The sequence below is a fragment of the Bergeriella denitrificans NBRC 102155 genome (genome assembly GCF_001592185.1).
GTDB classification, from domain to species: domain Bacteria; phylum Pseudomonadota; class Gammaproteobacteria; order Burkholderiales; family Neisseriaceae; genus Neisseria; species Neisseria denitrificans.
Genome location: NZ_BCWL01000010.1, coordinates 1 through 22,525 on the forward strand (window position 1 = coordinate 1; position 22,525 = coordinate 22,525).

A 22,525-nucleotide genomic window follows, 5' to 3' on the forward strand; every position below is an offset into this window, starting at 1 on the left:
ATAAGATAAAACGGTCAGTCCAACTCACCCTTTTTATTTTTTAGCAAAGCGGCCGGGTAGTCACCTTGCTCGACGTATTCCGACTCTGGGAATTGGGTTGTGTATTGATTTTAAATAAAATAATGGCTCTGTGACGTTGGCTATATTGTTTATTGTTAGCAAATGTAAAGATTGGCGCGGTTTTTGAATTCTGTAATTTTACAAGAAATGAACGATGTGAATCTTAAGAGGCCGGCCTTGCGTAGTAGTCTATTCGATGGACGTCATATTTTTCGGTTTCAGCTTTTTTTCGCGGCCAGCATGGAGCGCAGGCTGGCGAGGTTGCTGCGGCCTTCTTCTTTGCTGACGACGGGGTCGCCGCCTTTTCTGCCGAGGATTTTGATGTCTTCGGGCGGCATTTCGTCGATGAAGCGGCTGGGTTCGGGAAACTGCCAGCTGCCCATGCGTTTGCGTTTGATGCAGTGGGTGAGGGTGAGCTGGCGTTTGGCGCGGGTGATGCCGACGTACATCAGGCGGCGTTCTTCTTCGACGTTGCCTTCTTCGACGCTGTCGCTGTGCGGCAGGATGCCTTCTTCGCAGCCGACCAGGAAGACGTAGGGGTATTCCAAGCCTTTGGATGCGTGCAGGGTGGAGAGTTTGACGGCGTCGGTTTCTTCTTCGTCTTTACCTTCGAGCAGGGTCATCAGGGCGATGGTTTGGGCGATTTCGAGGAGGGTTTTTCCGTCTTCTTCGCCTTTGCGGGCGAGCCAGGCGGTGAGGTCGCTGACGTTGCGCCATTTGATTTCGCCGGCTTTGCCTTCTTCGTTGGCGAGCAGGTGGGCTTCGTAGCCGATTTCGTCGAGTAAGTCGTTTATCACATCGCCTGCTTCGTCGCTTTCGGCACGGGCGCGGTAGCCTTCCATCATCTGCATAAAGGCTTGCAGGTGGCTGCGGTTGGCGGTGTTGAGCTGGGCTAAGGCTTCTTCGCTTTGCGCGGCTTCGTAGAGGCTGCATTCCTGCCCGTGGGCGTAGGCGTTGAGTTTGCCGAGGGTGGCTTCGCCTATGCCGCGCTTGGGGGTGGTGATGGCGCGCAGAAATGCGGGGTCGTCGCTGGGGTTGGCAATCAGGCGGATGTAGGACAAAACGTCTTTGATTTCGGCTTTGTCGAAAAAGCTTTGCCCGCCGGAGAGGCGGTAGGGCACGCGGGCGCTGCGCAGGGCTTCTTCAAAGGTGCGGGCTTGGTGGTTGCCGCGGTAGAGGATGGCGAAATCGGCGTATTGGGTTTTGTCGCCGCCGACGAGTTTTTGTTTGACGATTTGGCTGACCACCCATTCGGCTTCGTGCTGCTCGTTTTGGCAGGCGACGACTTTGACGATTTCGCCCATGCCGAATTGCGACCACAGGGTTTTTTGAAACAGTTTGGGGTTGTTTTCAATCACTTTGTTGGCGATTTTCAAAATCCGTGCGGTGGAGCGGTAGTTTTGCTCGAGCTTGATGATTTTCATCTGCGGATAATCCTGCTGCATTTTACGCAGGTTTTCCATATTGGCGCCGCGCCAGGCGTAGATGGACTGGTCGTCGTCGCCCACGGCGGTAAACATGCCTTCCGCGCCGGTAAGCAGCTTCATCAGGGTGAATTGGCAGGTGTTGGTGTCTTGGCATTCGTCCACCAAAAGATAACGCAGGCGCTGCTGCCATTTGTTGCGGACTTCGCTGTTGTCGGCCAGCAGCAGGGCGGGCAGGCGGATTAAGTCGTCGAAATCCACAGCCTGATAGCTTTCCAGCGTGGCTTGGTAGCTCGCGTAGGCTTGGGCGGTTTGGTGCTCCCAGTCGTTTTGCGCGTTGATGAGCGCCTGCTCGGGCGTTTGCAGGTCGTTTTTCCACAATGAAATCTGGTGCTGCGCTTTGAATACGGCTTCTTTGCCGCTGCCGCCGATTAATTCGCTGATGATTTTGGCGCTGTCGGTGGCATCGAGTATGGAAAAGTTTTTTTTGTAACCGATGTGGGCGGCTTCTTCGCGCAAAATCCGCATACCGAGCGAGTGAAACGTGCAAATCGTCAGCCCGCGCGTTTGCGCTTTGGGCAGCATTTTGGCCACGCGCTCCTGCATTTCTTTGGCGGCTTTGTTGGTAAAGGTGATGGCGGCGATTTGGTGGGCAGGGTAGCCGACTTTGGTAATCAGATGTTTGATTTTCTGGGTAATCACGCCGGTTTTGCCGCTGCCTGCGCCGGCCAGGACGAGCAGGGGGCCGCCGAGATAATCGACGGCGGCTTGTTGCTGGGGGTTGAGTTTCATGGTGGGTTTGCGGAAAGGAAATGGGGCGATTATAGCATTGCGGCACGGAGCGGAGGCGGGTACGGGCAGGGTAAAAGGCCGTCTGAAAATCAGACGGCCTTTTGTGCGGCATTAATGCTGATGTGGGTGATGGTGGTCGTGATGTCTATCGTGATGGCGGTGTTCGTGGCCGAGACCTTCATCGCAATACAGGGTTTCGCTGTGGCCGTGTTCGCGGCTTTCGATTTGCAGGGTAACATGGCCGATGCCCCGGCTGCGTACGGTTTCGGCGACGGCTTCCAATACGCTTTGTGCCTCGCGCACGCTCATATTGCCGTCCACAACGATGTGGGCGGAGAGCAGGTGGCGGCTGCTGGTGAGCGTCCATAAATGCAGGTCGTGGACGTTTTCCACGCCGTCCACCGCTTTCATACGGGCCACCAGGTCTTCTTGGTCGATATCCTGCGGCGCGCCCTGCATCAGGATATGGGTGGTGTTTTTGATGATGCCGATGCCGCTGTGGGCTATCAGCAGCGCAATCAAAACGCTGATAAGCGGATCGGCGAGCCGCCAGCCGAACGCCATCATCAGCAGGGCGGCGGCAATCGCGCCGACTGAGCCGAGCAGGTCGCCCAATACGTGCAGATACGCGCTTTTCATATTGATATTGTCTTCCACGTCGCTGTGGCGGTGCATATAGCGGGCGACGACAATATTCACCAGCAGGCCGGTGATGCTGACGGCGAGCATGCCGCCGGTGGCGATTTCGGGCGGATGGCGGAAACGCGCCGCCGCTTCGATGATAATCCACACGGCGATGGCGGCCAATGTCAGGCCGTTGAACAGGGCAAACAGGATTTCCGCGCGCTGGTAGCCGAAGGTGCGGCTGCGGCTGACGGCTCTTTCGCCGAGTTTGAACGCCCACAGGGAAAAGCCGATGGCCAGCGCGTCGGAGAGCATATGCCCGGCATCGGAAAGCAGGGCCAGCGAGCCGGTGAGCCAGCCGCCGATGATTTCCACCAGCATAAAGGCGGCAATCAGGCAGAAGGATACGGCAAGGGTTTTCTTATTGGCTTCATGGCCGTGGTGGTGGCCGTGGTGATGGTGGCCGCTCATGGCAGGCTCCTTTGGCAGCACAGAAACGGCTTTATCATACCAGCGCCGCCGCGCCCGGCAAAGGCCGTCTGAAAAACGGCTGCCGATGCGCGGAAAATCCGTTACAATCAGGCTTTCTTCCATTCGTTTCCAAAGGAGCAAGCAGATGAAAGTCAGCAGCAGCGCCATCGTCAACGGCGAATTTGAAGACAAATACGGCAAGCGCGGCAGCCAGTTCAGCCCCAACGGCATGCCGACTTACTCGATTCCTTTTGAAATCAGCGATGCGCCGGAGGGCACGCAGTCTTTTGCCGTGGTATTGGAAGACAAAGACGCGATTACCGCCAGCGGCTTTGTGTGGATACACTGGCTGATTGCCGATTTGAAGCGCACCGCCGTAGCAGAAAACGACAGCGTATCGGCGACCGATTACACCCAGGGCGCCAACTCTTGGGCCAGCGTATTGGGCAAATTCGATATTGCCGAAGCATCGTATTACGGCGGTATGGCGCCGCCCAACTGCCGCCACCGTTATGAATTGATTGTCTATGCGCTGGATACGGTGTTGGATTTGCCGCAGGGCTTCCGCTTCAACGACCTGCATTTTGCCATGCAGGGGCATATTTTGGGCAGCGCGAGCGTGATGGGCACTTACGACGTCTAGTGTCCCGCGCGGCACGATTGTCATTTCAAAATAAACCGGCGGCATCTGCGCGGCGGATGGGGAGTTTTATTGTTAACTTGTAAATAAAATGCCGCTGTGTTACAACAGAGCATCCGCCGCAAGGCCGTCTGAAAACGCCCCCAAATTTAACCCGAGGAAACCGTATGCGCCCCCTGAACGCCCGTATCCGCTTGGACCATCTGCGCCACAATTATCAAACCCTGAAACGCATCCACGGCGGCAAACTTCTGGCCGTGGTCAAAGCCGATGCCTACGGGCACGGCGCGGTACGCTGCGCCCACGCGCTGGCGGATTTGGCCGACGGTTTCGCCGTGGCTTCGCCGGATGAAGCGGTGGCGCTGCGCGAAAGCGGCATTGATAATCCGATTGTGCTGCTTGAAGGCGTGTTTGAGCCTGAAGAATATGATTTGGTGGCGCGTTACCGCCTGTGGCCGGCGGTCGGCAGCCAATGGCAGCTGGAAGCGCTGCTGGCCCGCGAGTGGGACGAGCCGCTGACGGTGTGGCTGAAAATGGATTCGGGCATGCACCGCGCGGGCTTTTTTCCGCACCATTATGCCGCCGCCTTTACCGCATTGAAACAGTGCGCGGGCGTGGCGGAGATTGTGAAATTCAGCCATTTTGCCTGTGCCGACGAACCGGAAAACGGCATGACCGATATGCAGCTTGAAGCGTTTGATTTGGCTTGCGAAGGCCTGCCCGGAGCCGAAAGCCTGGCCAACTCCGCCGCCATCTTGGGCGTGCCGGCCGCGCGCCGCGACTGGGGGCGGGCGGGCATCGCTTTATACGGCGTATCGCCGTTTGGCGGCAGCGACGAGCGTTTAAAACCGGTGATGCGCTTGAGCACGCAGGTATTCGGCGAGCGCGTGTTGCAGCCGCATTCGCCCATCGGCTACGGCGCGACGTTTTACACCAGCAAATCCACCCGCGTCGGCCTGATTGCCTGCGGCTATGCCGACGGCTATCCGCGCCGCGCTTCGACCAATACGCCCGTGGCGGTCGAGGGACAGCGCAGCCGCATTATCGGGCGGGTGTCTATGGATATGATCACTGTGGAGCTGGATCCGGCGCAAGACGGCTTGGGCTGCGAAGTCGAGCTGTGGGGCGATACGGTGGGCGTAAACGAAGTGGCCGAAGCCGCGGGCACGATTGCTTACGAGCTGCTGTGCAACGTGAAGCGGGCGAAGTTTACCTATTCCGAATAAGGCTGCGGAAAGGCGCACAGGCCGTCTGAAAAATGCGGTGTCTGAAGCGGCAAGTGTGATTTTCAGACGGCATTTGTGTGAATGATAAGCGCGCCAGGTCGTCTGAAAACAGCGTTGCGGATAAGGCGTAATAAGGCTTGTTTTGCCTGATAATGATTGGATGATACGGCAACCGTTCCTGCCGGGAGCGGTTGCATTTTTATGTGGACTGCCTAAGCTATGGAAAGTCTGATGACTTTAGCGTCGGTATTGGTGCCGATGTTTCTCGGTTTTTTTATCAAAGTACCCCCGTCCTGCCTGCGGCTGATTGATAAGGCGCTGGCGGGTTTGGTGTATGCGGTGTTGCTGCTCATCGGCGTCTCGCTGGCGCGGGTGGAAAACCTCGGCGCGCAGCTGGATACCATCTTGGGTGCGGTGTTGCTGCTGTTTGCCTGCGTGATTGGCGCAAACCTGCTGGCGCTGATGTGGTTCGACCGCCGCCGCCCGTGGCAGCCGCAGGGTACGGGTAAAAAAGCCAAAGTCAGCATCGCGGGCAGCATCAAGCAGGTGGCCTGTGTGGTATTGGGTTTTGCGTTCGGTAAGCTGATGGCGGGCATTTGGCTGCCGTCTGAAAATCTGGGCATGTATTGTCTGATGGCACTGGTGTTGCTGGTGGGCGTGCAGCTCAACGGCAGCGGCGTTACCCTGCGCCAAGTATTGGTGAACAAGCGCGGCGTGCAGACGGCGGCGATTATGATGGCGTCTTCGCTGGCGGGCGGCTTGCTGTTTGCCGCGCTCACCCCGGGTGTATCGTGGATGAAAGGCATGGCGCTGGCTTCGGGCTTCGGCTGGTATTCACTCTCCGGCTTGGTGATGACCGAGGCTTACGGCGCGGTGTGGGGCAGCATTATGCTGCTGAACGATTTGGGGCGCGAGTTCTTCGCGCTGGTGTGTATTCCGCTGCTGATGCGCCGCCATCCGAGCGCGGCGGTGGGCGTGGGCGGCGCAACCAGCCTGGATTTCACTTTGCCGGTGATTCAAAGCGCCGGCGGTTTGCAGGCCGTGCCGCTGGCCATCAGCTTCGGCTTTATCGTCAACGTGGCTGCGCCTTTCTTGATGGTGGTGTTTTCGTCTTTCGGTTGAAGCGTTTAAGGGAATTTGGCACAATGCTTTATTCCGCCTTTTTTCAGACGGCATAGACATCATCATAAATGTGGGTTTGGGATAAATATTTTCAGTCACTTTTGGGCGTTTCGGCCATTTACCCCTTTTTTATTGGGGAGCGGGCAGGTTTCTGAATTTAAAAGGTTTCTTTCCTTGTCCCGAGCGCACGTTAATAAATAATAAAAGAGAGAAACCATGAAACCACGCATACAACGCCACGAAAAAATCATCACGCTGGTGCGCGAGCAGCATTATATGTCGGTGGAGCAGCTGGCGCAGGCGCTGGATGTCACGCCGCAAACCATACGCCGCGATATCAACATTCTCAGCGATGAAAACGTTTTGCGGCGCTACCACGGCGGCGCGACCATGGGCGATATTCTCGAAAGCGAATTGCAGCAGGGCAAGCGCAACAGTTGCCAGATTGAGAAAAACGCCATCGCGCGCCACATTGCCGAGCATATTCCCGACAACGCATCGCTGTTTCTCAGCATCGGCACCACCATGGAAGCCGTGGCCGCCGCGCTGGTGAAAAAGCGCAAAAATCTGCGGATTATCACCAATAATCTGTATGTCGCATCTGTGGCATCCGCCCGCAGCGACTATACCGTTATCATCACGTCCGGCGTAGTGCGCCCCGTGGACGGCGGCGTGACCGGCGTGGCCACTGTGGATTTCATCAACCAATTCAAAGTCGATTACGCCATCATGAGCACCCACGGCGTCGAGGGCGACGGCTCGCTGCTCGATTACGACTATAAAGAAGTCAGCGTGATGCAGGCCATGATGAGCAATGCCCGCGTGCGTTTCTTGGGCGTGGACCACAGCAAATTCCACAGCAACGCCCTGGTGCGCCTCGGCAACATCACCGAATTCGACAAAGTCTTTACCGCCCGCCCGCCCGAAGCACCGATGCAGAAAATCCTGCAGGCTGCCGGCGTGGAATGGCTGATTCCGGCGGATTTGCCGCAATAAAGCTGCGTATGCAGCTTGCTATAATTCAGGTAAAATAAGCATTCGCAGCGCCGGTCCGAGGCATTCATCACCGAGGCGAGCATTCTTGCCGCAAATAAGCCGCAGCCTGCGACCCCATTATTATTCAGACGGCTTATATAACCCTGTAAGCCGTCTGAAAACCGTTTTTCATCAAAAAGAACATCATGCTGAACAAAGACCAATTTGCCGATAACCATTTTATCCGCACCATCATCGAAGAAGACCTGCAAAGCGGCAAATACCCCGCCATCCAAACCCGCTTCCCGCCGGAGCCCAACGGCTACCTGCACATCGGCCACGCCAAATCCATCTGCCTGAATTTCGGCCTGGCCTATGTGTACGATGGCAAATGCAACCTGCGCTTCGACGACACCAACCCAGAAAAAGAAAGCCAGGAATACGTTGATTCCATCAAAGAAGACGTCAAATGGCTGGGTTTCGAATGGTCGGGCGAGCCGCGTTTTGCCTCCGATTATTTCGACCAACTCTTCGATTACGCCGTCGGCCTGATTAAAGAAGGCAAGGCCTATGTGGACGATTTGAGCGCCGAAGAAATGCGCGAATACCGCGGCACGCTGACCGAGCCGGGCAAAAACAGCCCCTATCGCGAGCGCAGCATCGAAGAAAACCTCGAATTGTTCTACAAAATGCGCGACGGCGAATTTGCCGACGGCAGCAAAACCCTGCGCCTGAAAATCGACATGGCATCGGGCAACGTCAACATGCGCGACCCCGTAATTTACCGCATCCGCCGCGCCCACCACCACAACACCGGCGACAAATGGTGCATCTACCCGATGTACGACTACACCCACGCCGCATCCGACGCCATCGAAAACATCACCCATTCCCTGTGCACGCTGGAATTCGAGTCCCACCGCCCGCTTTACGACTGGGTCGTGAATAACGTCCCCGTGCCGAGCGAGCCGCACCAATACGAATTTTCCCGCCTGGAGCTGCTGTATTCCATCACCTCCAAGCGCAAACTCAACCAACTCGTTTCAGACGGCCACGTTTCCGGCTGGGACGACCCGCGCATGCCCACCATCTCCGGTATGCGCCGCCGCGGCTACACGCCCGAAGGCCTGCGCCTGTTTGCCAAACGCGTCGGCATTTCCAAATCCGAAAACATCGTGGATATGAGCGTACTCGAAGGCGCCGTGCGCGAAGAGTTGGAAAACACCTCCCCGCGCCTGATGGCCGTATTGAACCCGCTCAAAGTCACCCTGACCAATTTTTCAGACGGCCAAACCCAAAGCCGCCGCGCCGCCTTCCACCCCAACCGCGAAGACTTGGGCGAGCGTGAAATCCCCGTATCGCGCACCATCTACATCGAAGCCGACGACTTCGCCGAAAACCCGCCCAAAGGCTTCAAACGCCTGACCCTCGGCGGCGAAGTGCGCCTGCGCCACGGTTACGTCATCAAATGCGACGAAGCCGTGAAAGATGCAGACGGCAATGTGGTGGAACTCAAATGCTCTATCGACCACGACACCTTGGGCAAAAATCCCGAAGGCCGCAAAGTTAAAGGCGTCATCCACTGGGTATCTGCCGAACACGCCGCCGAAATCAAAGTGCGCCTCTACGACCGTCTGTTTACCGTCGAACGCCCCGATGCCGTGCGCGGCGAAAACGGCGAATACCTGCCGTTTACCGATTTCCTCAACCCCGAATCCATGCAGGAGATCACCGCCTACGCCGAGCCGGTTGCCAAAAACCTGCCCGCAGAAAGCCGCTGGCAGTTTGAGCGTTTGGGCTATTTCGTCACCGACCGCAAAGACCACAAGCCCGAAGCCCCCGTGTTCAACCGCACAGTTACGCTGAAAGACTCTTGGCAGGGCAAATAAGCAGGGCGCTTATCGATTGAGATAAGCAAGGGTAAAAAAGCCGTCTGAAAAATAGATTTTTCAGACGGCTTTTTTTTATGTTGCCTCAAACACGCTTAGTCGGCGATACGTTTGTATCTGAAATCTATCCCAACAATTCGGGCGGAATGGTGCAGACGGGGATCGGGTTGATTTTGTGCTGCATGGCGCGGTGCAGGCGGGTGTAGATTTCGAGGACTTCGCGTTGGCGGCCGCTGAAATCTTCCGGGCGGTGGGTATCGTAAACGCTCATGGCCCATTCCAGCTCGGGGTAGCTGGCGCCCATTTGTTCTTCGTCGGTGCGCTCGGTGTCCCACAGGCCGTCGGTGGGTACGGCTTTTTGGATGGATTCGGCTACGTCCAGTGCGGCGGCGAGGCGGTATACTTGGGTTTTGGTTAAGTCGGCAATGGGGCTGATGTCCACGCCGCCGTCGCCGTATTTGGTGAAGAAGCCGACGCCGAAGTCTTCGATTTTGTTGCCGGTGCCGGTAACGAGCAAGCCGTGCAGTTGGCCGTAGTAGTAGAGGGTGAGCATACGCAGGCGCGAGCGGGCGTTGGCCAGGGCAAGCGCTTTGTTGGGGAAGGTGTCGGCATCGACTTCGGCGGTGGCGGCAAAGGTGTCGAAGGTGGGGGTGAGGTCTATGCTCAGGCTTTGTACGTTGCTGAAGCGCTGCTGCAGGGCGGCCATGTGTTCGCGGGCGCGGCTGACTTGGTCGGGCTGCTGGCGGATGGGCATTTCCAGCAGCAGCACGGGCAGGCCGGTGCGGGCGGCGAGGGTGGATACTACGGCGGAGTCGATGCCGCCGGACACGCCGACAATAAAGCCTTTGGCGTGTGCGCTCTGGGCGTAATCGGCGAGCCAGCGGGTGATGTGTTCGATAACGGCTTGGGTTTGCATGGGGCGCTCCTTGATTGAAGGGCAGATGATAGCGTGTTTTCGGGCCGTCTGAAAAGCGGCTTTTTCAGACGGCCTGCGGCGGCGGTTGCCTGCGGCGGGGTAGTCTGTTACACTCGGCGGCAATTAGTCGGGGTGCTTAATGCAAGCTGAGATGAAACCCGTGAACCTGATACAGTTAATGCTGGCGTAGGAAACTAATATGTCCCCTTTTTCTTCTTTCTTCCTGTCTTTTCTGCAATTCAAATATTTCATCGCGCCGTCTTCCCGCGTATGCCCGATGCCGCCGGTTTGATCCGGCCGGCTGTGATGTTTCAGACCATCTTTTAAGCATATATATTGGGAGGAAGCGGTGAAATCCGTTTATTTAGACAAAATCCGCAGTCAAAATCCGCTGGTTCATACCATTACGAATACTGTGGCCGCACATTTTTCGGCCAACGGGCTGCTGGCCGTGGGCGCGTCGCCGCTGATGTCGGCCGAGCCTGTCGAGGCGGAGTGCCTGTCGCATATCAGCCGTGCGCTGGTGATTAATATCGGCACTTTGAGCGGCAAAGACCCGCAGGCGATGCTGGCGGCGGGGCGTTTTGCCAACCGCGCGGGCATTCCGGTGGTGCTCGACCCCGTGGGCGTGGCGGCCACGGCTTACCGGCGCGAAACGGTGGCGCGGCTGCTGGACGAAGTGCGTTTCAGCGTGATTCGCGGCAATGCGGGCGAGCTGGCCTATCTGGCGGGCGTGGGCTGGCAGGCCAAAGGTGTGGACGCGGGCGAGGGCGACGCGGATCGGGCGGAAATCGCCCGCATCGTGGCGGAGCAATACGGCTGCGTGGCCGCGCTTAGCGGTGCAACCGACTATATCAGCGATGGCCGCCGCGCCGCGCAAATCGCCAACGGCACGCCCATGTTTGAAAAAATTACCGCGTCAGGCTGCCTGCTCGGCGCCATCTGCGGCGCGTTTGCTGCGGTGGCGGACGGGGCGGTGTTTGAAGCCGTCTGCGAAGCCTGTACCGCTTATGCGGTGGCTGGCGAACGGGCGGCCGCCGCTTTGCAGCCGTCTGAATTGGGGCAGTTCGGCGTTCGGCTGCTGGACGAATTGGGCGCGCTTTCTGCGGAAACCGTCACACATCAAGCGAGGATTGTTTATGCGTAATATTCCACAAGCATTAACCATTGCCGGCTCGGACAGCGGCGGCGGCGCGGGCATTCAGGCCGATTTGAAAACCTTTCAGATGCGCGGCGTATTCGGTACGTCGGCCATCACCGCCGTGACCGCGCAAAATACGCTGGGCGTGAGCGGCATCCATTTAATTCCCACCGAGATGATTACCGCACAGCTGGATGCCGTGGCCGCCGATTTTCATGTATCTGCGTTCAAAATCGGCATGCTCGGTGATGCGGATGTGATTGAATGCGTGGCACAAGCCTTGCAGCGCCATACGCTCGGCCGCTCGGTATTGGATCCCGTGATGATTGCCAAAGGCGGTGCGCCCCTGTTGCAGCAGAGTGCCGTCGAAGCGCTGAAAACCCTGCTGCTGCCGCTGGCCGATGTGGTGACACCCAATCTGCCGGAAGCGGAAGCGCTGACGGGCATCAAAGTCAGCGACGATAAAAGCGCGCAGGAAGCCGCCTCGGCTTTACAGGCCTGCGGTGCGAAAACTGTGGTTTTGAAAGGCGGGCATCTGGAAAACTCACAAAGCGCGGTTTGCCGCGATTGGGTGTTTACGCCCGAGGGTGATTTTGTATTGGAAAGTCCGCGCATCCCCACGCGTCATACCCACGGCACAGGTTGCACGTTTTCCGCCTGCATCGCTGCCGAGCTGGCCAAAGGGCATGACGTGGCCGATGCCGTGCGTACCGCCAAAGCCTTTATCAGCGCCGCCGTGGCTGATGCGCTCGAAATCGGGCAGGGGCACGGGCCGACCAACCATTGGGCTTATTACCGCCAAACGGGGGCAATATGAAGCCGAATATCCGCGCCATGCTGGCCTGCTATTTTGTGGCCGGTTCGCAAGATTTTCAGGGTACGCCCGACGAGCGCGCCGCCAAGTTGCTAGACGTATTGGCGCAGGCATTGGCCGGCGGCATCACCTGTTTCCAGTTTCGGGACAAAGGCGCCGGCTCGCTCGCGCATCAGCCGAAGCAGCGCCAAGCCCTGGCCGAGCGATGCCGCGATTTGTGCCGCCGCCATCAAGTGCCGTTTTTCATTGATGACGATTTGGACTTGGCGTTGGCTGTCGGCGCAGACGGCATCCATGTCGGCCAGGAAGACACCCCGCCGGCCGAAATTCGCCGCCGGGCCGGCCAATCGCTGATAATCGGGCTTTCCACCCACACACTGGCGCAGCTCGCGCAGGCGGAAGCCGACGCAGAAGCCGATTATTGCGGCTTGGGGCCGGTGTTTCCTACCGCGTCCAAAGAAAAACACCGCCCGCCCGTGGGCTTGGATTTTGTCCGCGAAGCGCGGGCAGCCGGCATTACCCTGCCCATCGTGATGATCGGCGGCATCCGCGAAGAACACATCCCGATTCTGGCAGCCAACGGCGCAGACGGCGCAGCGGTCATCAGCGCGATTACGCAGGCCGATGATGTGGCCGAAACGGTGAAAAGGTTGAAAGCCGCAGCATTGGGCGAGGCGCAATAAGGCAAACAGGCCGTCTGAAAATTCAATTTTTCAGACGGCCTGTGTATATGATGTATCCGGCTTATTCCGCTTTATCGCCGATTTTGCTTTCTTTGCCCTGCAGAAGGTTGAGGATATTGCTTTTATGGCGGTAAAGCACCAGCAGGGCGATGGCGGAGGTGGCGGCTGCCCACGAAGCGTGCGGCATCAGGAAATAGGCGGCAACGGGTGCGGCGGCGGTGGCGGTCAGGGCGGCGAGTGAGGAGACTTTGAAGCCGAATGCCATCACCAGCCAAATCAGCGCGCACACCAGCGCAGTCGGCCAGGATAAAGCCAGTAATACGCCCAAAGCGGTGGCCACGCCTTTGCCGCCTTTGAAGCCGAAGAAAATCGGCCACATATGCCCGATGAGCGCGGCCAGCGCGGAGAGGGCGACGGCGGAATCGGCCAGCCCCAGCGGCTCCTGCAGGCAGCGCACCAAAGCCACGGCGGCCACGCCTTTGAGCGCGTCGCCGAGCAGGGTCAGCGCGGCGGCTTTTTTCTTGCCGGTACGCAAGACATTGGTCGCGCCGGGGTTGCCCGAACCGTAGGTGCGCGGGTCGTCCATGCCGTAATATTTGGATACGATAACGGCAAACGAGAGCGAGCCGATGAGATAAGAAGAGAGAACGGCGGCCAGATTGAACATTGCGCGGACTTTATTTTAAAATGAAGCAGCTATTCTAACGAAAAAACAGGTGCAAGCAAATGGATAAAATCTTTTTACGCGGCATGAAGGCGGAAACCTTAATCGGCGTCTATGATTGGGAGCGCGAGCAGCGGCAGACGCTGGTTTTGGATTTGGACATCGGCGTGCCCGAAGGCGCGGGTGCGGACGACAATATCGGCGATACCGTGCATTACGGCGAAGTATGCGAAGCGGTGCGCCGCAGCCTGCGTAATCAGGATTTCCTGCTGCTGGAGATGCTGGCCGAGCATGTGGCTGCGCTGATTTTGCAGAACTTCGGTGCTTTGTGGGTGCGCGTACGTATCGTGAAGCCGGGAATTTTGCCCGATGTGAAAGAAGTCGGCGTGGAAATCGAGCGCGGCCGGGCGGATGGTTAAACATTTGGGTGACGACTGTCAAAGCGCGGCGGGCGGCTTGCCTTATTAATCATGATGATGTGTTCCCCGATACGGAGCGGTAAAAAACGATGAATATTTTAATCAGTAACGACGACGGCTATCTGGCGCCGGGCATTGCAATTTTGGCCAGAGTGGCGGCGGAATTTGCCAATGTGCGCGTGGTGGCGCCGGAGCGCGACCGCAGCGGCGTGAGCAATTCGCTGACTTTAGACCGGCCTTTGCGTATCAAGCTGGCGGAAAACGGCTTTTATTATGTCAGCGGCACGCCGACGGACTGCATCCATCTGGGGCTGCACGCGCTGCCGGAGTTTAAGCCGGATTTGGTACTTTCCGGCATCAACAACGGCGCGAATATGGGCGACGATACCCTGTATTCGGGCACAGTCGCCGCAGCAACCGAAGCCTATCTGATGGGCATTCCCGCTGTGGCCCTGTCGCTCAACGATTTCAGCGGCCGTCATTGGGAAACGGCGGAAAAAGCAGCGTGGATGCTGCTGGAGTATCTGCTGAAAAACCCGCCCACGCAGCCGGTATTGTGGAACATCAACATCCCCGCCGTTGCGCCCGAAGACATCCAAGGCATCAAAATTACCCGTCTGGGGCGGCGGCATCATACCCAGAGCATCGTGCCCTCGCACAACCCGCGCGGTGAAGCGGTGTATTGGATCGGGCCGGTCGGCGCGGTATCCGATCGGGAAGAAGGTACGGATTTCGGCGAATGCGAAGCCGGATTTATCACCATTACGCCGCTGCAAGTGGATTTGACTGCGTATCAGGATATGGCGGACGTGGCCGGATTTTGGCAGGGCGCGGGCAAACAGGCCGTCTGAAAAAGCAAAAGCAGGCAAAGGCGTTTGAAGCGGGGCGCATTATCGTTTATCTTGATGTGCTGACCGTGAGCCGATAAAGGAGTTCCCATGACATTTTGGTTGATTGCCGCCGCATTGGTGCTGATTTTGGAGCTGTTTGCCGGTACGGTTTACCTGCTGGTGGTGTGTGTTGCCCTGCTCGGTGCGGGCGCAGTGGCCGCACTGACGGACAGTACGCCGGCGGCTTTGCTGACGGCGGCATTATTGTCGGCCGTGTTTATCTGGCCGGTACGCGCGTGGGCACGCAAACACCGGCGCAGCAAAGCGCAGGAAGCGGCCGAGAATGATTTGGACATCGGCCAAACCGTGCGCATCGAGCGGCATCTGCACGGCGCGCTTTACGAAGTGGTTTACCGTGGCGCGCACTGGCAGGCCAGGGCGATCAACCCCGCCGATGCCGCAGCGGCGCAGAGCGCGGTGATTACCGGCAAAGAAGGCAATCTGCTGCTGGTTCGTTTACATTCACATTGAGGAGGGCATCTATGGAGATGTTGTACAGTTTTCCCGTGCTGCTGCTGATTGCGGCGGTGGTATTCGGCTTTAAAGCCTTTATTGTTGTGCCGCAGCAGGAAGCCTATGTGGTCGAGCGTTTGGGGCGGTTTTACAAAACGCTCAATCCCGGCCTGAATATCCTGATTCCGTTTGTTGACCGCGTGGCCTACAAGCACACGCTCAAAGAAATTCCGCTGGACGTACCCAGCCAGGTCTGCATCACGCGCGACAATACGCAGCTGACGGTGGACGGCATTATTTACTTCCAAGTCACCGATCCCAAGCTGGCTTCTTACGGCACCAGCAACTACATCATGGCGATTACCCAGCTGGCGCAAACCACGCTGCGCTCGGTCATCGGCCGTATGGAATTGGACAAAACCTTTGAAGAGCGCGACGAAATCAACAGCATCGTGGTGGCCGCGCTGGATGAAGCGGCGGTGTCTTGGGGCGTAAAAGTGCTGCGTTACGAAATCAAAGACCTTGTGCCGCCGCAGGAAATTTTGCGCTCCATGCAGGCGCAGATTACCGCCGAGCGGGAAAAACGCGCCCGTATCGCCGAATCGGAAGGCCGCAAGATCGAGCAGATTAACTTGGCCAGCGGCCAGCGCGAAGCGGAAATCCAGCAGTCCGAAGGTGAGGCGCAGGCCGCCATCAACGCTTCCAACGGTGAAAAAATCGCCCGCATCAACCGCGCGCAGGGTGAAGCCGAAGCGCTGCGCCTGGTGGCCGAAGCCAATGCCGACGCCATCCGCCAAATCGCTGCCGCCCTGCAAACCCCCGGCGGCAACGAAGCCGTAAACCTGAAAGTGGCCGAGCAGTATGTCGCCGCTTTCGGTAATTTGGCCAAAGAGGGCAATACCCTGATTATGCCCGCCAACGTGGCCGACATCGGCAGCCTGGTTTCGGCGGGTTTGAAAATCGTCGAGGGCAACAAACAGGCCGGATAAGTGTTCCGGCAGCGTATCGGCCGCAGCCTTTTCGGGTTGCGGCCGTTTTGCGTGTGCAGGCCGTCTGAAAATGTGCATTTTCAGACGGCCTGCCACAGGCGGCTTGATGGTGGAAGCGGAAACAACGTAAAATAGCCTGCTTCCGAACCCGTTTCCCCATTGACTGCCTGTGAACCAGCTGATTTTCGATTTCGCCGTCCACGACTATCCGAGTTTCGATAAGTTTCTCGGTACGTCCAATGCCGAGCTGGTGTATGTGCTGCAACACCGCCACGGGCAGTTTATCTATGTCTGGGGCGAAGAGGGCGCGGGCAAAAGCCATCTGCTGCAAGCCTGGATTGCCCAGGCTTTGGAGAGCGGGCGAAACGCGGTGTATATCGATGCCGCCGTAACGCCGCTGACCGAAGCCGCGCTGGATGCCGAATATCTGGCCATCGACCAAGTGGAAAAGCTCAATGACGAAGAGCAGGCGCTGCTGTTTGCCGTGTTCAACCGCTTCCGCAACAGCGGCAAAGGCTTCCTGCTGCTTGGCTCGGCGTGCAACCCGCAGCAGCTGGTGGTGCGCGAAGACCTGCGTACGCGCATGGCCTATTGCCTGGTTTATGAAGTCAAGCCGCTGAGCGATCAGGAAAAAATCGACGCGCTTACCAGCATGGCGGCGGTACGCCAGGTAACGGTAGATGCCGAAATTTTCGAATACCTGCTCAACCATTGGCGGCGCGATATGGACAGCCTGATGCAGATGCTGGACACGCTCGACAATTACGCGGTGATGATGGGCAAGCGGATTACCCTGCCGCTGCTGCGCCAGCTTTTGAAACAGCAGGAAAGCCCGCCGCAATCAGATTGATTTTCAGACGGCTTTCCTTGCTTCTACGGGCTTTGCGCCCGCCGATTTCCCGAATACCCAAAGGCCATTTATGAAAAACCTTGCTATTTTCGACCTCGACAATACCCTGATTAACACCGATTCCGATCACTCCTGGCCGCAATACCTGATGAAAAAAGGCTTGGTCGATGTGGAATACACCGAGGCGCAAAACGAAAAGTTCTACCAGGATTACCGTAACGGCTGCCTCGACATCGACGCCTTTCTCAAATTCCACCTGGCGCCGCTGAAAGAGTACAGCATGGAAGAGCTGGCGCAGATGCACCGTGAATTTATGGCCGAATTCATCATGCCGCACATTTCGCCGATGCAGGTGATGCTGGTGCAGAGCCATCAGGCCGCGGGCGACGAACTGCTGGTGATTTCATCGACCAACGAATTCATCATCACGCCCATCTGCCAACTGTTCGGCATTGAAAACGTCATCGGCACGCAGCTGGAAATCGGCGCAGACGGCCGCTATACCGGCAATTACACCGGCACGCCCAGCCTGAAAGAAGGCAAAATCACCCGCCTCAACCAATGGCTGACCGCGCGCGGCGAAAGCCTGGCCGATTACGGCAAAGTGTATTTTTACAGCGATTCCAAAAACGACTTGCCGCTTTTACGCTATGTGAACGAGCCGGTCGCCGTCAACCCCGATGCCGAGCTGGAAGCCGAAGCCAAAGCCAAAGGCTGGCCGGTGCTGAATTTCAAATAAAGGCCGTCTGAAAATGCCGTCGTTTAAACCCGTTATCATCACCACAACCGCCGCTACGCCCGAAGAAGCCGAAGCAATCGGCGCCGCGCTGCTGGAAACCGGGCTGGCCGCCTGTGTGCAATACGAGAACATCCGCAGCGATTATGTGTGGCAGGGCAAAATCTGCCGCGACGAAGAAACCCGCATCGTCATCAAAACCGCGCGTTGTCATTACAAGGCGGTGGAGAAAACCGTTTTGGCGCACCACAGCTACGATTGCCCGCAAATCATCATGCAGCCCGTTTCGCGCGGGTTTGTGCCTTATTTGCGTTGGTTGAAGGCGCAAGTGGGGTTATAATGGCGGCTTTCGTTTTCAGACGGTTTTTATTTAAATAAGGCCGTCTGAAAATCCGAGTAGGCGGGCAGCAGCCCGCTATGTGCAGTATATTTCGGGCGGCGGGCGGAGATGCTTACGCCGCTTCAGCGTTTTAAAAGGAAAAACATGTTCCGTACCCTGCTCGGCGGCAAGATTCACCGTGCCACCGTTACCGAAGCCGATTTAAACTATGTCGGCAGCATTACCGTTGATTTGGATTTGCTCGATGCCGCAGGCATCTGTGTGAACGAAAAAGTCGCCATCGTCAACAACAACAACGGCGAACGCTTTGAAACCTACACCATTCCCGGTGAGCGCGGCAGCGGCGTGGTCTGCCTGAACGGCGCGGCGGCGCGTCTGGTGCAGAAGGGCGACATCGTGATTATCATGTCGTATGTGATGCTTTCCGAGCCGGAAGTGTCGGCACACGAGCCGAAAGTGGTGTTGGTGGACAGCGAAAACAAAATCCGCGACATTATCACGTACGAGCCGCCGCATACGGTTTTGTAAGCGCGGCAGCGGCCGTCTGAATCAGATCAGGCCGCGTATTTGGCTTCAATAAACCGACAAGCCGTCTGAAAACGGAAAGCAATACCCCGTTTTCAGACGGCTTGTTTGCGCCGGTGTGCTTACCAGCGTGCGGTAAACTGCGCTAAATCGGTGTTTTTCGCTTGCGCGTTATGTTCGGTGGGCGTGCCGACCATCATCAGGCCGATGATTTTGTCTTTGTCGGTGCAGCCGAAAGCATCGCGCAGCAGCGGGCTGTTGACCCACATACCGCTAATCCAGACATTGTCGAAGCCTTGGGCGGAAGCAGCCAGTTGCAGCGCATAAGCCGCGCAGCCTGCGGTGAGCATCTGCTCCCATTCCGGCTTGGGCTTGGGTACGTCGCGGTTGGGGCAGAAGGTGACACCAATCACCAGCGGCGCCATTTGGCCGACTTTTTCGGCTTTCTGCATGGCTTCATCGCCGAAATTCAATTCGCTGACGGTTTGCTTCAAAAGGTCGCGGAAGCGTTGCAGCCCATCGGCGCTCTCGATAACGGTAAAGCGGAACGGGCGCATATTACCGTGGTCGGGCACTTGCGTGGCCGCCTGCAGCATGGTTTCAATCTGCGCGGCGCTAGGGGCGGGCGCAGCCAGTTTTTTGGAAGAACGTCGGGTGGTTAAGAGCGTCAGCGCATCCATGTTAAGGTACTCAATCATTTTCAGACGGCTTGTTATAGCACAGTTTGCCGCGCTTGCCTACCAAATCAAGAATATTTCTCATTTGGCCTGCATCGCAATCTGCGCCAAAAAGGGCAAACACGTTATAATGTATAGTCGTTTCACTTTAGATTGACAACCGCCCGGACACACACCGACGTATGAACACCATCAAACAAAAAATCCTTCAGCAGGCCAAGCTCGGCGGCGCGCAGGTGACTGCGCTGCGCGAGCAGGTGCTGGACATCGTATTGCAGCAAACCGGCGTCATCAAAGCCTATCACGTTTTATCGCAGATGCAGCAGCAGAGCGAAGGCGCGGTTGCTCCGCCCACCGCCTACCGCGCGTTGGACTTTTGGGCGGAGCAGGGCGTGTTGCACAAAGTGGCGGCGGTCAACGGCTATGTGTTGTGCAGCCACGCGCAGCATGATTGCAGCGACCACTGCCGCCACGGCGAAGCACAAGCGCACCACAGCGCCTTTATTTTGGTGTGTACCGAGTGCGGCGCGGTTGACGAGCAGACTTTGAGCCAAGAATGGACGGCTTTGCGCGCAGGCTTGGCCGCCAGCGGGTTTGCCTTGAAAGAAGAACATGTCGTGTTAACCGGAGTGTGCAGAAAATGTCAGTAAAGAAAACCAAAGTCCACCTGATTTCCGGCTTTTTGGGTACGGGCAAAACCACCGCCCTCAAAAGCCTGATGGCGCAAAAAGACCCGAACGAAAAATGGGTGATTATCGTCAACGAATTCGGCGAAATCGGCATTGACGGCGCAGTATTGAGCGACAACGGCATTCCCGTGGCCGAAATTGCCGGCGGCTGCCTCTGCTGCACCGCCGGCCCCCAATTGGGCAATACCGTGCAGAAAATGCTGCGCGATGCCAAGCCCGACCGCCTGATGATTGAAGCCAGCGGCCTCGCCCACGCCGCCAGCGTGATTGACGAATTGAAAGTCAAACCGCTCTCCGAAGAATTGGAAATCGCCGCCGTGTTTACCGTGGTCGATCCGCGCCAGTTTGTCAGCCCCGATTACGCGCAGCAGGCTTTATATAAAGACCAAATCGGCGTGTGCGACGTTTTGGTGGCGAGCAAAACCGATTTATGTACGCCCGAAGTGATGGCCGAATTTCACGAACAGGCTGCCAAACTTTTCCCCCCGAAAGCCAAAGTGGTGGAAGTGCAAAACGCGAGGCTCGACATTCAATGGCTGGACATCCCCGTGATTGAAAAACCGCGCTACCGCCTCAAAGCCGAAGTGCTGCCGGATAACACAATGGGCTTCCAATCCGAAGGCTTTACCTTCCCCGCCGGACAAGACTTCGACGGCGAACGCCTGACCCACTTCTTCAACGACCTGCCGAAAATGACCGAAGGCCTGGTGCGCGCCAAAGGCGTGTTTCAGGTGCTCGGCACTTGGGTATGGCTCAACTGGGTGGACGGACAATGGGGCGCCAACCAAGTCTCCTGGCGGCGCGATTCAAGGTTTGAACTGATTGCCAAATCGTTTGACGCGGATTTGATTGAGCAGAAATTGAAAGAGGCGTTGGAGTAAACAAAGGCCGTCTGAAAAAACGGTATGCGTAGGGTGGGTATCCTGCCCACCACTTTGCCAGAGGCAAAGAACCGCATTTAATTTGACGGTTTATCTCATTCTACGAATGAGTGGTGGGCAGGGATGCCCCTACATTTTTTTAGAGTTTTCAGACGGCTGAGACCTTTGCAAAAAAGCAGAAACACTCTGCGACGTCATTCCCGCGCAGGCGGGAATCCACTTTCAATATTAAGCAACGTGAGTGTTTTAAAATAAGTTACTTCATTTCATTGGTGGATTCCCGCCTGCGCGGGAATGACGTCGTTGGGTATTCAAGCATGTGCAGGGATGCCCACCCTACGTTTTTTAGAATTTTCAGACGGCTTTTCCCAAATAAAAACAAAAGGTAAAACCAAATGTGGCGTTACATCTTCCACCGCCTGCTGCTGCTTATCCCGACGCTGATCGGGATTTTGGCGGTGACTTTTGCCATCATCCAATTCGTGCCCGGCGGGCCGGTGGAGCAGATGGTGCAGCAGCTCACGCAAAGCGGGGTGGGCGGTGAGACGGCGGGCGGCGGAGGCACGATGTTGAAACACGGCCGGCTCAGTGCCGAAGATATGGCGGCATTAAACGCGCTCTACGGTTTCGACAAGCCGCCCCTTGAGCGTTTTACCGATATGGTGGCGCGCTTTGCCCGCTTTGATTTGGGCGAGAGTTTTTTCCACCATCAAACCGTGTTTGAACTGGTCAAAGAAAAAATGCCCGTTTCCATGAGCTTGGGTTTGTGGACGTTTTTCCTGACTTATTTAATCTGCATTCCGCTGGGAATCGCCAAGGCTGTGAAAGACGGCAGCCGCTTCGATACGCTGACGGGCGTGGTGGTTTTGGTGGGTTATACCATTCCGCCGTTTGTATTGGGACTGGTGTTGCTGGTGTTGTTCGGCGGCGGCAGCTTTTTGGCGTGGTTTCCGCAGGGCGGCTTGGTGGGCGACGATTTCGAGCAGCTCTCGTGGACGGGTAAAATCAAGGATTATCTGTGGCACATGGCCTTGCCGGTTACCGCTTCGGTGGCGGGCAATCTGGCGGTGATGACGGTGTTGACCAAAAATGTGTTTCTCGAAGAAATCCGCCGCCAGTATGTGTACACCGCCCGCGCCAAGGGCTTGCCGGAGCGGCAGATTCTGCTGAAACATATTTTCCGTAACGCGATGATTCCGCTGATTACCGGCTTTCCCGCTGCGTTTATCGGCGCATTTTTCACCGGCAGCCTTTTGATTGAAACGCTGTTTTCCCTCGACGGCTTGGGGCTGCTTTCCTACGAAGCGGTGATGAAGCGCGATTATCCGGTGGTAATGGGTACGCTGTATGTGTTCACGCTGATGGGCTTGCTGGCGAAATTGCTGTCGGATATTTCGTATTCATGGGTGGATCCGCGGATACATTTCGGCGGCAAATAATAGACAGCAGGTAGGTCGGGTTGCAAACCCGGCACATTTAATCAATGAAGAGGCCGTCTGAAAATTTGAACATATTGGGTTTACAATCCAACCTGCCGTTCTACTGCCGGGTTGGCGTCCGGTCTGCGGCAATCATTTCCCGACAGCAAAAATATAACCATTCAACTACAAAATCATACGTCGTTAACTCGCCTTG

At 57.0% G+C, this 22,525-nt stretch carries 24 protein-coding genes and 1 riboswitch; of the genes, 19 read left to right on the forward strand and 5 right to left on the reverse strand.

The window, feature by feature from the left end:
- Positions 1-278: 278 nt before the first annotated feature.
- Together rep and BDE01S_RS01730 are read right to left on the reverse strand one after the other, a co-directional pair.
- Positions 279-2,276 (reverse strand): DNA helicase Rep, encoded by a 1,998-nt coding sequence (gene rep / locus BDE01S_RS01725; RefSeq protein WP_066076482.1) that lies wholly within the window; start codon positions 2,274-2,276, stop codon positions 279-281.
- 111 nt (positions 2,277-2,387) lie between these two features.
- A complete protein-coding gene (locus BDE01S_RS01730) occupies positions 2,388-3,371 on the reverse strand; it encodes a cation diffusion facilitator family transporter (RefSeq protein WP_066076546.1) in 984 nt (327 codons plus the stop codon).
- Between the two features lie 145 nt (positions 3,372-3,516).
- On the opposite strand from BDE01S_RS01730, the gene BDE01S_RS01735 reads away from it, so the two are divergent.
- The 5 genes from BDE01S_RS01735 to BDE01S_RS01755 all read left to right on the forward strand — a co-directional run bounded on the left by BDE01S_RS01735 (position 3,517) and on the right by BDE01S_RS01755 (position 9,223).
- A complete protein-coding gene (locus BDE01S_RS01735; protein ID WP_066076485.1) occupies positions 3,517-4,014 on the forward strand; it encodes a YbhB/YbcL family Raf kinase inhibitor-like protein in 498 nt (165 codons plus the stop codon).
- A gap of 164 nt (positions 4,015-4,178) precedes the next feature.
- A complete protein-coding gene (gene alr, locus BDE01S_RS01740) occupies positions 4,179-5,237 on the forward strand; it encodes an alanine racemase (protein WP_066076487.1) in 1,059 nt (352 codons plus the stop codon).
- A gap of 219 nt (positions 5,238-5,456) precedes the next feature.
- Positions 5,457-6,359: a LysO family transporter gene (locus BDE01S_RS01745; protein WP_066076490.1), complete on the forward strand. Its 903-nt coding sequence runs from the start codon at positions 5,457-5,459 to the stop codon at positions 6,357-6,359.
- A 216-nt stretch (positions 6,360-6,575) separates the two neighbouring features.
- Positions 6,576-7,355, forward strand: coding sequence for a DeoR/GlpR family DNA-binding transcription regulator (locus BDE01S_RS01750; RefSeq protein WP_066076493.1), 780 nt, complete (start codon positions 6,576-6,578; stop codon positions 7,353-7,355).
- Positions 7,356-7,540: 185 nt separating this feature from the next.
- On the forward strand, positions 7,541-9,223 hold the full coding sequence (locus BDE01S_RS01755) for a glutamine--tRNA ligase/YqeY domain fusion protein (protein ID WP_066076496.1): 1,683 nt from the start codon (positions 7,541-7,543) through the stop codon (positions 9,221-9,223).
- Positions 9,224-9,347: 124 nt separating this feature from the next.
- Here the strand turns inward: BDE01S_RS01755 and nadE are convergent, their stop codons facing one another.
- The gene (gene nadE, locus BDE01S_RS01760) at positions 9,348-10,139 is read right to left on the reverse strand and encodes an NAD(+) synthase (protein ID WP_066076498.1); all 792 of its coding nucleotides are present in this window, start codon (positions 10,137-10,139) and stop codon (positions 9,348-9,350) included.
- A 118-nt stretch (positions 10,140-10,257) separates the two neighbouring features.
- Positions 10,258-10,349, forward strand: a riboswitch (TPP riboswitch).
- A 139-nt stretch (positions 10,350-10,488) separates the two neighbouring features.
- On the opposite strand from nadE, the gene thiM reads away from it, so the two are divergent.
- Genes thiM through thiE form a run of 3 tightly spaced genes read left to right on the forward strand, consistent with a single transcriptional unit; the run spans position 10,489 to position 12,777 of the window.
- Entirely contained in the window at positions 10,489-11,286 is a 798-nt protein-coding gene (thiM, locus tag BDE01S_RS01765; RefSeq protein WP_066076501.1) for a hydroxyethylthiazole kinase, read from the forward strand.
- The gene (thiD, locus tag BDE01S_RS01770) at positions 11,279-12,097 is read left to right on the forward strand and encodes a bifunctional hydroxymethylpyrimidine kinase/phosphomethylpyrimidine kinase (protein ID WP_066076504.1); all 819 of its coding nucleotides are present in this window, start codon (positions 11,279-11,281) and stop codon (positions 12,095-12,097) included. The genes thiM and thiD overlap by 8 nt, the downstream gene beginning before the upstream one ends.
- Entirely contained in the window at positions 12,094-12,777 is a 684-nt protein-coding gene (thiE, locus tag BDE01S_RS01775) for a thiamine phosphate synthase (protein WP_066076507.1), read from the forward strand. The genes thiD and thiE overlap by 4 nt, the downstream gene beginning before the upstream one ends.
- Positions 12,778-12,838: 61 nt before the next feature.
- Here the strand turns inward: thiE and plsY are convergent, their stop codons facing one another.
- Positions 12,839-13,444: a glycerol-3-phosphate 1-O-acyltransferase PlsY gene (plsY, locus tag BDE01S_RS01780; protein WP_066076511.1), complete on the reverse strand. Its 606-nt coding sequence runs from the start codon at positions 13,442-13,444 to the stop codon at positions 12,839-12,841.
- Positions 13,445-13,503: 59 nt separating this feature from the next.
- On the opposite strand from plsY, the gene folB reads away from it, so the two are divergent.
- The 8 genes from folB (at position 13,504) to panD (ending at position 18,646) form a co-directional block, all read left to right on the forward strand.
- Positions 13,504-13,860, forward strand: coding sequence for a dihydroneopterin aldolase (gene folB, locus BDE01S_RS01785; RefSeq protein ID WP_066076514.1), 357 nt, complete (start codon positions 13,504-13,506; stop codon positions 13,858-13,860).
- A gap of 89 nt (positions 13,861-13,949) precedes the next feature.
- A complete protein-coding gene (gene surE, locus BDE01S_RS01790) occupies positions 13,950-14,711 on the forward strand; it encodes a 5'/3'-nucleotidase SurE (RefSeq protein ID WP_066076517.1) in 762 nt (253 codons plus the stop codon).
- Positions 14,712-14,798: 87 nt separating this feature from the next.
- Positions 14,799-15,221: an NfeD family protein gene (locus BDE01S_RS01795; RefSeq protein WP_066076520.1), complete on the forward strand. Its 423-nt coding sequence runs from the start codon at positions 14,799-14,801 to the stop codon at positions 15,219-15,221.
- An 11-nt stretch (positions 15,222-15,232) separates the two neighbouring features.
- Positions 15,233-16,192 (forward strand): SPFH domain-containing protein, encoded by a 960-nt coding sequence (locus BDE01S_RS01800; protein ID WP_066076523.1) that lies wholly within the window; start codon positions 15,233-15,235, stop codon positions 16,190-16,192.
- Positions 16,193-16,361: 169 nt separating this feature from the next.
- The gene (hda, locus tag BDE01S_RS01805; protein ID WP_066076526.1) at positions 16,362-17,042 is read left to right on the forward strand and encodes a DnaA regulatory inactivator Hda; all 681 of its coding nucleotides are present in this window, start codon (positions 16,362-16,364) and stop codon (positions 17,040-17,042) included.
- A gap of 70 nt (positions 17,043-17,112) precedes the next feature.
- Entirely contained in the window at positions 17,113-17,781 is a 669-nt protein-coding gene (locus BDE01S_RS01810; protein WP_066076528.1) for a histidinol-phosphatase, read from the forward strand.
- A gap of 13 nt (positions 17,782-17,794) precedes the next feature.
- Entirely contained in the window at positions 17,795-18,118 is a 324-nt protein-coding gene (cutA, locus tag BDE01S_RS01815; RefSeq protein WP_066076531.1) for a divalent-cation tolerance protein CutA, read from the forward strand.
- Positions 18,119-18,262: 144 nt separating this feature from the next.
- Positions 18,263-18,646, forward strand: a complete 384-nt coding sequence (gene panD, locus BDE01S_RS01820) for an aspartate 1-decarboxylase (RefSeq protein WP_066076534.1) — start codon at positions 18,263-18,265, stop codon at positions 18,644-18,646.
- Between the two features lie 119 nt (positions 18,647-18,765).
- Here the strand turns inward: panD and BDE01S_RS01825 are convergent, their stop codons facing one another.
- Entirely contained in the window at positions 18,766-19,323 is a 558-nt protein-coding gene (locus tag BDE01S_RS01825; protein WP_066076548.1) for a nitroreductase family protein, read from the reverse strand.
- 179 nt (positions 19,324-19,502) lie between these two features.
- On the opposite strand from BDE01S_RS01825, the gene BDE01S_RS01830 reads away from it, so the two are divergent.
- The 3 genes from BDE01S_RS01830 (at position 19,503) to BDE01S_RS01840 (ending at position 22,329) form a co-directional block, all read left to right on the forward strand.
- On the forward strand, positions 19,503-19,970 hold the full coding sequence (locus tag BDE01S_RS01830; RefSeq protein ID WP_066076537.1) for a Fur family transcriptional regulator: 468 nt from the start codon (positions 19,503-19,505) through the stop codon (positions 19,968-19,970).
- Positions 19,961-20,890 carry a CobW family GTP-binding protein gene (locus BDE01S_RS01835; protein WP_066076540.1) on the forward strand — a complete coding sequence of 310 codons (930 nt, stop codon included), beginning with the start codon at positions 19,961-19,963 and terminating at the stop codon, positions 20,888-20,890. Before BDE01S_RS01830 ends, BDE01S_RS01835 begins: the two co-directional genes overlap by 10 nt.
- Positions 20,891-21,285: 395 nt before the next feature.
- Entirely contained in the window at positions 21,286-22,329 is a 1,044-nt protein-coding gene (locus tag BDE01S_RS01840) for an ABC transporter permease subunit (RefSeq protein ID WP_066076543.1), read from the forward strand.
- Positions 22,330-22,525: the final 196 nt, after the last annotated feature.

Excerpts from the sequence above, each read along its gene's own strand:
- BDE01S_RS01800 (WP_066076523.1), top strand. The coding sequence starts at position 15,233 with ATGGAGATGTTGTACAGTTTTCCCGTGCTGCTGCTGATTGCGGCGGTG.
- BDE01S_RS01795 (WP_066076520.1), top strand. The coding sequence starts at position 14,799 with ATGACATTTTGGTTGATTGCCGCCGCATTGGTGCTGATTTTGGAGCTG.
- folB (WP_066076514.1), top strand. The coding sequence starts at position 13,504 with ATGGATAAAATCTTTTTACGCGGCATGAAGGCGGAAACCTTAATCGGC.
- BDE01S_RS01825 (WP_066076548.1), bottom strand. The coding sequence starts at position 19,323 with ATGGATGCGCTGACGCTCTTAACCACCCGACGTTCTTCCAAAAAACTG.
- BDE01S_RS01755 (WP_066076496.1), top strand. The coding sequence starts at position 7,541 with ATGCTGAACAAAGACCAATTTGCCGATAACCATTTTATCCGCACCATC.
- nadE (WP_066076498.1), bottom strand. The coding sequence starts at position 10,139 with ATGCAAACCCAAGCCGTTATCGAACACATCACCCGCTGGCTCGCCGAT.
- BDE01S_RS01745 (WP_066076490.1), top strand. The coding sequence starts at position 5,457 with ATGGAAAGTCTGATGACTTTAGCGTCGGTATTGGTGCCGATGTTTCTC.
- BDE01S_RS01730 (WP_066076546.1), bottom strand. The coding sequence starts at position 3,371 with ATGAGCGGCCACCATCACCACGGCCACCACCACGGCCATGAAGCCAAT.
- BDE01S_RS01735 (WP_066076485.1), top strand. The coding sequence starts at position 3,517 with ATGAAAGTCAGCAGCAGCGCCATCGTCAACGGCGAATTTGAAGACAAA.
- plsY (WP_066076511.1), bottom strand. The coding sequence starts at position 13,444 with ATGTTCAATCTGGCCGCCGTTCTCTCTTCTTATCTCATCGGCTCGCTC.
- surE (WP_066076517.1), top strand. The coding sequence starts at position 13,950 with ATGAATATTTTAATCAGTAACGACGACGGCTATCTGGCGCCGGGCATT.
- BDE01S_RS01830 (WP_066076537.1), top strand. The coding sequence starts at position 19,503 with ATGAACACCATCAAACAAAAAATCCTTCAGCAGGCCAAGCTCGGCGGC.
- panD (WP_066076534.1), top strand. The coding sequence starts at position 18,263 with ATGTTCCGTACCCTGCTCGGCGGCAAGATTCACCGTGCCACCGTTACC.
- cutA (WP_066076531.1), top strand. The coding sequence starts at position 17,795 with ATGCCGTCGTTTAAACCCGTTATCATCACCACAACCGCCGCTACGCCC.
- alr (WP_066076487.1), top strand. The coding sequence starts at position 4,179 with ATGCGCCCCCTGAACGCCCGTATCCGCTTGGACCATCTGCGCCACAAT.
- BDE01S_RS01810 (WP_066076528.1), top strand. The coding sequence starts at position 17,113 with ATGAAAAACCTTGCTATTTTCGACCTCGACAATACCCTGATTAACACC.
- BDE01S_RS01835 (WP_066076540.1), top strand. The coding sequence starts at position 19,961 with ATGTCAGTAAAGAAAACCAAAGTCCACCTGATTTCCGGCTTTTTGGGT.
- thiD (WP_066076504.1), top strand. The coding sequence starts at position 11,279 with ATGCGTAATATTCCACAAGCATTAACCATTGCCGGCTCGGACAGCGGC.
- thiE (WP_066076507.1), top strand. The coding sequence starts at position 12,094 with ATGAAGCCGAATATCCGCGCCATGCTGGCCTGCTATTTTGTGGCCGGT.
- BDE01S_RS01750 (WP_066076493.1), top strand. The coding sequence starts at position 6,576 with ATGAAACCACGCATACAACGCCACGAAAAAATCATCACGCTGGTGCGC.
- BDE01S_RS01840 (WP_066076543.1), top strand. The coding sequence starts at position 21,286 with ATGTGGCGTTACATCTTCCACCGCCTGCTGCTGCTTATCCCGACGCTG.
- rep (WP_066076482.1), bottom strand. The coding sequence starts at position 2,276 with ATGAAACTCAACCCCCAGCAACAAGCCGCCGTCGATTATCTCGGCGGC.